The 11,216-nt window shown below is 69.7% G+C and carries 11 protein-coding genes and 2 rRNA genes; 1 reads left to right on the forward strand and 12 read right to left on the reverse strand.

The window, feature by feature from the left end; genetic code table 11:
- Positions 1 to 120: 120 nt before the first annotated feature.
- Positions 121 to 486 carry a PRC-barrel domain-containing protein gene (locus OOK31_RS27270; RefSeq protein ID WP_267089994.1) on the forward strand — a complete coding sequence of 122 codons (366 nt, stop codon included), beginning with the start codon at positions 121 to 123 and terminating at the stop codon, positions 484 to 486.
- Here the strand turns inward: OOK31_RS27270 and OOK31_RS27275 are convergent.
- The 12 genes from OOK31_RS27275 to OOK31_RS27330 all read right to left on the reverse strand — a co-directional run.
- Positions 483 to 1,889 carry a DNA polymerase IV gene (locus OOK31_RS27275; protein WP_267089995.1) on the reverse strand — a complete coding sequence of 469 codons (1,407 nt, stop codon included), beginning with the start codon at positions 1,887 to 1,889 and terminating at the stop codon, positions 483 to 485. The two genes, OOK31_RS27270 and OOK31_RS27275, sit on opposite strands and share 4 nt — an antisense overlap.
- Before the next feature lie 56 nt (positions 1,890 to 1,945).
- Positions 1,946 to 2,584, reverse strand: coding sequence for a MerR family transcriptional regulator (locus OOK31_RS27280; protein ID WP_267089996.1), 639 nt, complete (start codon positions 2,582 to 2,584; stop codon positions 1,946 to 1,948).
- A gap of 225 nt (positions 2,585 to 2,809) precedes the next feature.
- Positions 2,810 to 3,283: a bifunctional nuclease family protein gene (locus OOK31_RS27285; RefSeq protein ID WP_007262890.1), complete on the reverse strand. Its 474-nt coding sequence runs from the start codon at positions 3,281 to 3,283 to the stop codon at positions 2,810 to 2,812.
- Positions 3,284 to 3,346: 63 nt separating this feature from the next.
- Complete coding sequence (locus OOK31_RS27290; RefSeq protein WP_267089997.1) at positions 3,347 to 4,123, reverse strand: MerR family transcriptional regulator; 777 nt, start codon at positions 4,121 to 4,123, stop codon at positions 3,347 to 3,349.
- 19 nt (positions 4,124 to 4,142) lie between these two features.
- Positions 4,143 to 5,084 (reverse strand): FHA domain-containing protein, encoded by a 942-nt coding sequence (locus OOK31_RS27295; RefSeq protein ID WP_267090032.1) that lies wholly within the window; start codon positions 5,082 to 5,084, stop codon positions 4,143 to 4,145.
- Positions 5,085 to 5,166: 82 nt separating this feature from the next.
- Entirely contained in the window at positions 5,167 to 6,003 is an 837-nt protein-coding gene (locus tag OOK31_RS27300; protein WP_267089998.1) for a DUF881 domain-containing protein, read from the reverse strand.
- Positions 6,004 to 6,008: 5 nt separating this feature from the next.
- On the reverse strand, positions 6,009 to 6,341 hold the full coding sequence (locus OOK31_RS27305; protein WP_030158423.1) for a small basic family protein: 333 nt from the start codon (positions 6,339 to 6,341) through the stop codon (positions 6,009 to 6,011).
- Positions 6,338 to 7,243 (reverse strand): DUF881 domain-containing protein, encoded by a 906-nt coding sequence (locus OOK31_RS27310; RefSeq protein ID WP_267089999.1) that lies wholly within the window; start codon positions 7,241 to 7,243, stop codon positions 6,338 to 6,340. The genes OOK31_RS27305 and OOK31_RS27310 overlap by 4 nt, the downstream gene beginning before the upstream one ends.
- Before the next feature lie 119 nt (positions 7,244 to 7,362).
- On the reverse strand, positions 7,363 to 9,861 hold the full coding sequence (locus tag OOK31_RS27315) for a mannose-1-phosphate guanyltransferase (RefSeq protein ID WP_267090000.1): 2,499 nt from the start codon (positions 9,859 to 9,861) through the stop codon (positions 7,363 to 7,365).
- A gap of 102 nt (positions 9,862 to 9,963) precedes the next feature.
- Positions 9,964 to 10,554 carry a CDP-alcohol phosphatidyltransferase family protein gene (locus tag OOK31_RS27320; RefSeq protein ID WP_267090001.1) on the reverse strand — a complete coding sequence of 197 codons (591 nt, stop codon included), beginning with the start codon at positions 10,552 to 10,554 and terminating at the stop codon, positions 9,964 to 9,966.
- 137 nt (positions 10,555 to 10,691) lie between these two features.
- Positions 10,692 to 10,809 (reverse strand): 5S ribosomal RNA (gene rrf / locus OOK31_RS27325).
- A 74-nt stretch (positions 10,810 to 10,883) separates the two neighbouring features.
- A 23S ribosomal RNA gene (locus OOK31_RS27330) occupies positions 10,884 to 11,216 on the reverse strand; the annotation flags it as partial.

Raw genomic sequence — 11,216 nt, forward strand, 5'->3', positions numbered from 1 at the left:
CCGTCACCCAGCCTACCAGCGAGGATCTGGGCGCTCCCTCGAGTGGCCCCCTCTCCAGATATGCACTTTTGTAGTCATAACGGATGAGTTGTGCATCACCTGCGACCAGACGGAGGGACCGTGCAGACCGACATCGATCCGCGCAGCCTGATCGGCCGCAAGGCATTCGACCGCAACGGCGCCAAGATCGGCACCGTGGACGAGGTCTACCTCGACGATGCCACAGGGGTACCGGAATGGGCCGCCGTCCGTACGGGCCTCTTCGGCCGGGACGCCTTCGTCCCCCTGGAGCCCAGCGAGGTGGTGGGCGAGACCCTCCGCGTGCCCTTCGAGCGCTCCCTGATCAAGGACGCCCCCGACTTCGGGGTCGGCCGCCACCTCTCCCCCGAGCAGGAGCTCCAGCTCTACCACCACTACGGGCTGGACGTGATCCTCCCGGACGACTTCCACCACCCGCCGCCCCCGCCCCCCAAGAAGCACCGCTAGGCCGTCTGCTCCCGGTCCGCCGTCCCCACCAGGGGCAGCGGATCGGCCGTCTCCAGTTCCGGGTCGTCCAGCAGGAAGGTGCGGACCCGGCCCGGGGGCGATCCGGGCCGCTCGAACCGTACGGTCACCCGCCCGACCCCGCTGCCCTGCACCCAGCCCGGCCCGTACACGGCGTGCCGTACGTCGCTCCCCGCCGCCCAGTGGCGCGCGGGAGCGGCCTCCTGCTCCGCCACCGCCGCCTCCCGGGCCGGCTCCCCCATCGCCGCCCCCGCCGCCGCCTCCGGCGCCCCTTCCGCCTCCTGGGCCTCCCCCGCCCCGTCGGCGTCGGTGCCGAGCGCCTGGGCGAAGAGGTCCTCCTGCGTGTAGTCCGCGAGCCCGGTCACGCCGACGCCCAGCAGCCGCACCCCGCCGGTGGTGTCCACGCCCTCCAGCAGCCGCGCCGCGGCCTCCCGCACCACCGCGGGATCGTCGGTCGGCCCGCGCAGGGTCTCCGAGCGGGTCAGCGTGGAGAAGTCGTACCGCCGCACCTTCAGGACGATGGTCCGCCCGGAGTGCCCCGAAGCCCGCAGCCGCCCCACGCACCGGTCGGCGAGCCGCTGCACCTCGCCCCGGATCCGCACCCGGTCGTGGATGTCCACGTCGAAGGTGTCCTCCACCGACACCGATTTCGCGTCCCGCTCCGCGACCACGGGCCGGTCGTCCAGCCCCAGCGCCATCCGGTACAGGCCGACCCCGTGCGCCCGGCCCACCATCCGGACCAGCTCGTCCTCACCGGCCTCGGCCAGCTCCCCCACGGTGGTGATCCCGGCCCGCCGCAGGTGCTCCCCGGTGGCCGGGCCCACCCCCGGCAGGGTCCGCACCGACATCGGCGCGAGCAGCTCCCGCTCGGTCCCCGGCTCGATCAGCAGCAGCCCGGCCGGCTTGGCCTCCTCGGAGGCCACCTTGGCCAGCATCTTCGACCCGGCCAGGCCCACCGAGCCGCTGAGCCCCGTCAGGGCCGCGATGTCCGCCCGCAGCCGCTCCCCGGTGGCGCGGGCGCTCTCCGCGTCGAAGGCCCTGCCGCCCGCCTCCAGGTCCACGAAGGCCTCGTCCAGGCTGAGGGGCTCCACGAGGGGCGACAGCTCCCGCAGCAGCCCCATGACGGTCTCGCTGACCTCCTTGTAGAGGCTGAAGCGGGGGATCAGGTAGGCGCCGTTCGGGCACAGCCTGCGGGCCTGCGCGGTCGGCATCGCGGAGTGCACCCCGAAGCGCCTGGCCTCGTAGGAGGCGGTCGCGACGACCCCGCGCGGCCCGAGCCCGCCGACGATCACGGCCTTCCCGCGCAGACTGGGCTTCGCCGCCTGCTCCACGGAGGCGTAGAAGGCGTCCATGTCCAGGTGCAGGATGGTCGGGGCGGCTCTCACAGCACCGATGCTGCCCTACGCCACTGACAACGGGCCGCCGCCCGCACCCTCGGGAGTCAGACGGCCCTGTTGCGGCGGGCCGCCAGCTCGTCCGCCGGGTTGTGGCCCACCAGGGTCTCCCCCGTGTCCACGCGCTCCCCGTGCAGCTGCGACAGGGCGCTCTCCACGTCCCGCCAGACCACGCCCACCGCGATGCCGAAGACGCCCTGCCCGCCCTGGAGCAGGCTCACCACCTGGTCCGGGGAGGTGCACTCGTACACGGTGGCGCCGTCGCTCATCAGCGTCATGCGCTCCAGGTCGCCGAAGCCCCGCTCCTGCAGGTGCTGCACGGCGGTACGGATGTTCTGCAGCGCCACTCCGGTGTCCAGGAAGCGCTTCACGATCTTGAGGACGACCACGTCCCGGAAGCTGTACAGCCGCTGCGTCCCCGACCCGTAGGCGGGACGCACGCTCGGCTCGACCAGCCCGGTCCGCGCCCAGTAGTCGAGCTGCCGGTACGTGATGCCGGCCGCGGCGCACGCCGTCGGCCCCCGGTAGCCGACCTGCTCCGGTGCCGGGGCGTCGCTCACCGGTCCGACCGGCGTCGACGCCGGCTGCCGGTGCGCGGAACCCGCCGCGCCACCGTGCAGCGGGTACGGCGCACCGTCGCTCCGCGCGGGGATGCCCCCGGTCGTACCGTCGCCCGTGATCCTCACGCCGACCCTCCGTCCTTGACCTGCCACCTTGAAGGTAGGCAGTGACCAGGGGTGCGTCAACGATCGCCACACTCGGCACGCCGAGTGATAATCACCCTGAGAGTGGTTTCCCGTACCCCCTTGCGGGGAAAGGCTACTCGAATGGGCTGAAAGTCCCCGGAGGACGACGCGGCCCGCGTTTCACCGCGGACCCCCGGCCTTCCGGCCTCCTACCGCCCCGGCCGCCTACTGCGGCCCCGTTCCGAAGTCCTCCGGCGAGATCTGGTCGAGGAACTCACGGAACTTCTCCACCTCGTCCTCCTGCTCGTCGGGAATGGCGATTCCGGCGTCGTCGAGCACGCCGTCACTGCCGTAGATCGGCGTCCCCGTCCGCAGGGCCAGCGCTATGGCGTCGGAAGGCCGCGCGCTCACCTCGACCCCGCTGGCGAAGACCAGCTCCGCGTAGAAGACGCCCTCCCGCAGATCCGTGATCCGGACCTCGGTGAGCTCCTCACCGACCGCCTCCAGCACGTCCTTGAACAGGTCGTGCGTCAGCGGCCGGGCAGGGGCCATCCCCTGCTGCGCGAAGGCAATGGCGGTCGCCTCCCCTGGTCCGATCCAGATGGGGAGGTACCGGTCGCCTCCCACTTCACGCAGGAGCACGATCGGTTGGTTGGAGGGCATTTCCACCCGGACACCCACAACGTCGAGCTCGTTCACACAGCAACCCTAGGACCTGCCCGGCAGGTTTGGGTAGTCGGGGCCCCCGTCGACCGACTCGGGTCAGGGCAGCCGGACCCCGAGCGCGGTCTGCACGAGGGCCTCGTGGAGGCGTACGCACAGCCCCGCGAGCTCCTTCATCGTGGCTTCCGCGTGCGCCCGGGTCTGCGGGTTGCGGTGCCGGCGCAGCGGTGAGACGACCTGTTCCACCAGACCGGCCTCCCGGTCCGCGGCCGCTTTCATAGCGCGCAGATGGCGCGGCTCCAGCCCGAATCGACCGAGGTCCGCGATCAGCCGGGCCACGGTGACCGTCTCGGCGTCGAACCCGCCGCCGGAGGCCTCGGAGATGAGCCCGTACGACTCCCACTCCACGAGCTGGACCTCGTCCACCTCCGCGGCGGCGATCAGCTCGGCACGGCCCACCCGGGCCACGGTCGGCCGCTCCCGGCCCGCCTCGCCGTACAGGACCTCAGGGCCGGCATCCACGGACTCCCCGTGCGCGGTGGGCGCGGGGATGCGGATCTGCTCGCCCCGGTCGAGGGCGTCGAGCTGCTCCCGGATGACCTTCAACGGGAGGTAGTGGTCGCGCTGGAGGCGCAGCACGCGGGCGAGCCGCTCCACGTCGCCCGTGCTGAACTTGCGGTACCCCGACGGCGTGCGCCGGGGCTCGACGAGCCCCTCCGCCTCCAGGAAGCGGATCTTCGAGATGGTGACTTCGGGGAACTCGTCGCGCAGCGTGGTCAGCACCGTGCCGATGCTCACCAGCCGCCCGGCCGAGGCTGAGGCGGCACTACCGGCGGTGCCGTTCTTCGGGGCACCGCCGGTGGGGGTACGCAGCATGGGACCTTCCCTTGACGGGTCAGATGCTCCGCAGGCTCGCGTAGAAGACCAGCCGGTACTTGCCGATCTGCACCTCGTCGCCGTTGTGCAGGGCGACGGAGTCGATCGGCTCACGGTTCACGTACGTGCCGTTGAGGCTGCCCACGTCGGAGACGGTGAAGCCACCGTCCTGGCCCCGGCGGAAGTCGACATGACGCCGGGAGACGGTGACGTCGTCCAGGAAGATGTCGCTCTGCGGGTGGCGTCCCGCCGTGGTCAGCTCACCGTCCAGCAGGAAGCGGCTGCCGGAGTTGGGCCCGCGCCGGACGATCAGCAGCGCGGAACCGGGCGGCAGCGCTTCCACCGCGGCCTGGGCCTCGGGGGACAGCGAGGACGACACGTGCTGTCCCGACACCTCGGCCTCGTAGGCCTCGAGGCCCGAGATCGAGATCGTGGACGTGGTCTCCGAGGCACGCTCCGGCGTCAGGCCCGGCCGCAGCGGCGCCCCGCAGTTGGAGCAGAACCGGCTGGCCGCATCGCTGCGGTGCCCGCACCTGCTGCACACCTGCTCGGCCGACATGGACGGCTCCTCGCGCCGCGGCTGCCCCGCGGAGGCATTGGTGGCGTACGGGTCGGGCGTAAACCCTCCACCCGTACTTGAGGTTGATGGTTCACCGAAACCTATGCGTCCGGAACCGGCAGGGTCAACACTCGACGCGCCCTGCGCGCCCGAATTGTCTCCCGGGCCGGCCACCTCGTCGCGGAAGAGCGGCCGGTCGCCCTGCCCTTCCCCCTCGCCATGACCCGCACGGTGACGCGCCGCGCCACTCTCCTCGCGGTTCTTCTTGCCGAACAACTTCTCAAACAACTTCACGGGCGATTCCCCTTGACCGAAACAGACCCGCCCGTGGGGCAGGACGAACTCTGCATGCACACACCTGCCGACCCGGACATTCTCACAACGTCCGTAACCACCAGACAGTTTCCACCACGCACCGCGACTTCGGTGCGTCGACCCCCCGCAGGCATCCGCCCGCGTGAGCCGCTCCACATTCCACCCGGCCTCACGGTGATGACGACCGAGCGTAGTCAGGCTGCTTCGCAGCCCGCAAGGCGTCCACAACGATCTTCGCCGACCGTGTGACGGCGACGGTGGCGTGTTCCTTCTCCAGCGTCTGCACGACACCGCCCGGGATGTTGAGGGCGGGCTCCAGATCCTGCGGTTTGCCGATCACCCTGAACTCGTAGGGCTGTGTGATCTTCTTACCGTCGATCGCGACCCCGCCGCCCTCGTCCGAGAAGTACGAGCCCGCCACGACGCGCACGCCGTTGATCTGGATCGCCTCGGCGCCGGCCGCCCGCAGCTCCTGCAAGGTGTCCAGCAGCTGGTCGGACCGCACCTGCCCCTTGGGATCGGTGATCCGCAGCGTGATCCCGGGCCCCTGAGCAGCTACGGTACCGGCCAGGATGCCCAGTTGGCGCTCCTTCTCCACGGTCTGTCTGCGCGCCTCCTCGGCCTGGTTGGAGCTGCTCTGGAGCTCCTTGCGCTGGTCGTCCAGCCGCTGCTTCTCGTCCTCCAGGCGCTTGGTGCGTCCGTCCAGCTCGTCGAGGATCCGTACGAGGTCCTCCTGGCGGGCGCCGCGCAGCGGTGCGCTGGAGTCGCTGTTGGAGCGGACCTGGATCGCGAGCCCGAGCCCCAGGACGAACAGCAGCAGCGCGACGATCAGTTGGGCCCGGCTCACCCGCGGCGGCCACAGACCGGCCGCGAGCCGCTGCCGCCCGGTCTGCTCGGGCTCTGCGGGCTCCGCCGGCTCTGCGGGCCGAGCGGCCTGCGCGGGCTGCTCCTTCGGCGGCTGCGCCGGGACCTCGGGCTCCTCGGGCGGGGTGTTGTCCGTACTCATCGGCGTCACGCCCGGAAGACGTGCCGGCGGATGGCCGCGGCGTTGGAGAAGATCCGGATGCCGAGGACGACGACCACACCCGTCGACAGCTGGGACCCGACGCCCAGCTTGTCACCGAGGAAGACGATCAGCGCGGCCACGACCACGTTGGACAGGAAGGACACCACGAAGACCTTGTCCACGAAGATGCCGTCCAGCATCGCGCGCAGACCGCCGAACACCGCGTCGAGCGCGGCCACCACGGCGATCGGCAGATAAGGCTCGACCACGGCCGGCACTTCGGGCCGGACCAGAAGTCCGACCACCACTCCGGCCACGAGGCCCAGTACCGCGATCACGATGCACCCTTCTTCGGCTCTGCTGCTGTAGCTGTTCGTACGGTCAGGCTCGACGCCGCCGGCAGCTTCACCTGGTCCAGGGCGGACAGGGCGTAGCGGATCCCGTAGCTCTCCTGGAGGACGTGCAGGTACTGGCCGTCCACGGAGTCCTGGAAGGCGGCGGGCAGCCGCTTCTTGTCGCCCACCGCGAGGATCTCGTAGGGCGGCACCAGCGGCCTGTTGTCGACCAGTATCGCGTCACCGGCGGCCCTGATCGCCGACAGCGCCGTCAGCCGCTGCCCGTTGATCGACACCGCCTCGGCCCCGGCCTGCCAGAGCCCGTTGACGATCCTCTGCATGTCCCGGTCCCGGACCCGCCCGGTGTCGGAGAACCCGGCGCTCTCGCGCGGTCCGCCACCACCGGCCGAGGAAGATCCCTTGGCGTCGTCCACCACCAGCTTGACGCCGGAACCGTGCACTTCGGTTGCACCCGACAGCAACGCCACCAGCTGTCCCTGCTCACCACCGTGCTGCTTGAGCGCCTCGCGCTGGCTGTCGGCGACCTCGCCGCCCAGCCGCTCCACGTCCCGCTCCAGGCCGTCCGCGTGCGCGTCGGCCCGCTGCACCCTGTCGATCAGCTCCTGGCGTTCCTTGGCCAGCACGGGGGCGGCTATCCGCGCCTGCGCCGCGCCCAGCGTGACGACCATGGCCGCGAGCACGAGCCCGGCGGCGAGCGCCAGCTTGGCCTTCAGGGTCCGCGGCAGGCCCGCCGTACCGTCCGCCTCGCGCCGGGCGGTCGCCTGCGCGTAGCCCTCGTCGAGACTGTGGTCCATCACGTGCGTCAGCAGCGACATGGAGGCGTCCGGGCGCGCGGGCGGTGTGGCCGAGCTCCGGCTGTTGGGCGGCTGCGACATGCCGCACATCGTCGCATGTCGGCGCCGTACACACCGAATGCGTCCGTCCGGCGGGCCGGGCCGGGCGACTGCCCGTACCCGGCCCGCCGGACGTCCGTCCTACGGGGCGCAGGCGCCCCTCACCGGGGTCAGTGCTCCCCGGCTCCGTCCACCACGGCGCCCCATTCGTCCAGCAACGCCTGCGCGGACGCGTCGTCGGGACCTTCGGCCCACAGGTGCGTGACCGCTTCCGCCGGGTCCGGCAGGACCAGCGCCCACCGCCCGTCGGCCTCGACCACGCGCACCCCGTCGGTGGTGTCCACCTGCCGGTCCCCGGCCGCCTCCACGACCCGCCGCATGACGAGCCCCTTCGCCGCCCACGGCGTGGGCACGTCCCGCTTCTGCACGTGCGCGCGCGGGATGCGGGCGTCGATCTGGCTCAGCGTGAGCTGCGTCCGCGCCACCAGCCCGATCAGCTGCACGAAAGCGGCCGACCCGTCGAAGACACTGCTGAACTCCGGGACGATGAAACCGCCCCGGCCGTCACCGCCGAAGATCGTGGTCTCCTCGCGGCCCACCCGGGTCAGGTCGTCCGGCGAGGTCGTCGTCCACTCCACCTGCGTGCCGTGGTACGCCGCCACCTGCTCGGCGACCCGGGTGGTGGTCACGGGCAGCGCCACCTTGCCGCTGCGCTTCTCGGCGGCCACCAGGTCGAGGAGTACGAGCAGCGCCCGGTCGTCCTCGATGATCCGCCCGCGCTCGTCCACCAGGGAGATCCGCTCGCCCACCGGGTCGAAGCGCACCCCGAAGGCCGCCCGCGCCGACGCGACGATCTCCCCGAGCCGCACCAGCCCGGCCCGCCGGGACTCGCGGGTCTCGGTCGGCCGGGACTCGTCGAGACCTGGGTTGATCGTCAGCGCGTCCACGCCGAGCCGGCCCAGCAGGCTCGGCAGGACGAGCCCGGCGCTGCCGTTCGAAGCGTCCACGACCACCTTGAGGCCGGAATCGGCGATCCCGGTGGTGTCCACCCGGCGCAGCAGCGAGCCCGTGTACGAGTCGAAGACGCTCGACGGGAACTGCAGGTCACCGATCTCCCCGGGGAAGGCACGCCGGTACTCCTGGCGCGCGTACACCCGGTCCAGCTTGCGCTGCTGCGCCTGCGAGAGGTCGGCGCCGCGCTCGTCGAGGAACATGATGTCCACGGAGTCCGGCACTCCGGGCGAGGTCCGGATCATGATGCCGCCGGCCGCGCCGCGGGCGGTCTGCTGCCGGGCCACGGGCAGCGGCACGTTCTCCAGGTCCCGGACGTTGATGGCGCTGGCCTGGAGCGCCGAGATCACGGCGCGCTTGAGCGCCCTGGCGCCTCGGGAGTGGTCACGGGCCGTGGTGACGATCGCGCCCTTCTTGAGGGTGGTCGCGTAGGCGCCCGCGAGCTTCACCACCAGCTCGGGGGTGATCTCCACGTTCAGGATCCCGGAGACGCCGCGGGCGCCGAACAGGTGCGCCTGGCCTCTCGACTCCCAGATCACCGAGGTGTTGACGAAGGCGCCGGCCTCGATGGTTTTGAACGGGTAGACGCGCACGTTGCCCTGAATGATGGATTCTTCACCCACCAGGCACTCGTCACCGATGACGGCGCCGTCCTCGATCCGGGCGGCGCGCATGATGTCGGTGTTCTTGCCGATGACGCAACCGCGCAGGTTGCTGTGCGGCCCGATGTACACGTTGTCGTGGATCACGGCCTTGTGGAGGAAGGCCCCGCTCTTGACGACGACGTTCGACCCGATGACGGTGTGCTCGCGGATCTCCACCCCGGCCTCGACCTTGGCGTAGTCCCCGATGTACAGCGGGCCGCGCAGGACCGCGTCCGGGCTCACCTCGGCTCCTTCGGCGATCCACACCCCGGGCGAGATCTCGAAGCCGTCCATGTCGACCTGGACCTTGCCCTCGAGCACGTCGGCCTGCGCCTTGACGTAGCTCTCGTGGGTGCCCACGTCCTCCCAGTAGCCCTCGGCCACGTAGCCGTAGATCGGCCGGCCTTCCTTCATCAGCTGGGGGAAGACGTCGCCGGACCAGTCGACGGAGACGTCCGGGTCGACGTAGTTGAAGATCTCCGGCTCCATCACGTAGATGCCGGTGTTGATGGTGTCCGAGAACACCTGGCCCCAGGTCGGCTTCTCGAGGAAGCGCTCGACCTTTCCTTCCTCGTCCACGATGGTGATCCCGAATTCCAGCGGATTCGGCACCCGGGTCAGGCACACCGTGACCAGTGCGCCCTTCTCCTTGTGGAAGCTGATGAGATCGGTGAGATCGAAGTCGGTGAGCGCATCGCCGGAAATGACGAGGAACGTGTCGTCCTTCAGGGCCTCCTCGGCATTCTTCACGCTGCCGGCGGTGCCGAGTGGCTTCTCCTCGTTGGCATAGGTGAGCTCCATCCCGAGCTCCTCGCCGTCACCGAAGTAGTTCTTGACGAGCGACGCCAGGAACTGCACCGTGACCACGGTCTCGCTGAGCCCATGGCGCTTGAGCAGCCTGAGCACGTGCTCCATGATCGGCCGGTTCGCCACCGGCAGGAGCGGCTTGGGCATGCTTGAGGTCATGGGGCGAAGCCGCGTACCTTCGCCACCGGCCATCACGACGGCCTTCATGTCGGAAGAATCCTCCTAGAGAGATGACGGTCCAGCCGACCTCACCCGTCTCGGACGGTGACTCCCGCTACTCCTCCGCGTCAGTACCGGCGCCGAGCGAGCTCAATCGGCCGTGGCATCCGCCTTGACCAGACGGCGGACTTGCACCACGTAAAGGATTCCTGCCCACCAATAGAGCGTTGTACCCCAACCCGCGAACGCCCATCCGAAAACGGACGCCATCCAGGCCAACCAGCCGTCACCGTCACTGAGCAACAGCAGGGGGAAGGCGTACATCAGGTTGAAGGTCGCGGCCTTGCCGAGGAAGTTGACCTGGGGCGGCGGATAGCCGTGCCGGCGCAGGATCCACACCATGACCAGCAACATTGCCTCACGGGCAAGGAGCGCGCCGGTAAGCCAGAGGGGCAGAATGCCGCGCCAGGTCAGACCGAAGAGCGTGGTCAGGACGTAGAGCCGGTCCGCGGCGGGGTCGAGCAGACGGCCGAGATTGCTGATCTGATTCCAGCGGCGCGCGAGTTTTCCGTCGAGGTAGTCGCTGATCCCGCTCAGCATCAGGACGGCCAGCGCCCACCCGTCGTACCCCTCCAGGATGAGCCAGAGGAACAGCGGCACGCCGACCAGGCGAGCCATGCTCAGGATGTTCGGAATGGTGAAAATTCGGTCAGTCTGAACCCGAGTCTCCTGGACCTCCACCCGGGGGCCTCCACTGTGACGCTAGAAATGGTCGAATCGATGCCCCCTGACCCTACAGGAGTCCACGAGCGGCCCTGCCGGCCCCTGAACGCAGAAAAGCCCCGCACCATAAGGTGCGGGGCTTTCCCACAATGATTGTTCGGCGGCGTCCTACTCTCCCACAGGGTCCCCCCTGCAGTACCATCGGCGCTGAAAGGCTTAGCTTCCGGGTTCGGAATGTAAACCGGGCGTTTCCCTAACGCTATGACCACCGAAACACTATGAAGTTAACCAACCGGGCATGGACACGGTTCGTTACTTCAGAACTAACACAGTGGACGCGAGCAACTGAGGACAAGCCCTCGGCCTATTAGTACCAGTCAGCTCCACCCGTTACCGGGCTTCCACATCTGGCCTATCAACCCAGTCGTCTACTGGGAGCCTTACCCTCTCAAGGAGGTGGGAATACTCATCTTGAAGCAGGCTTCCCGCTTAGATGCTTTCAGCGGTTATCCCTCCCGAACGTAGCCAACCAGCCATGCCCTTGGCAGGACAACTGGCACACCAGAGGTTCGTCCGTCCCGGTCCTCTCGTACTAGGGACAGCCCTTCTCAATATTCCTACGCGCACAGCGGATAGGGACCGAACTGTCTCACGACGTTCTAAACCCAGCTCGCGTACCG

It is taken from the genome of Streptomyces sp. NBC_00249 (genome assembly GCF_026342355.1).
Taxonomy (GTDB): Bacteria; Actinomycetota; Actinomycetes; order Streptomycetales; family Streptomycetaceae; genus Streptomyces.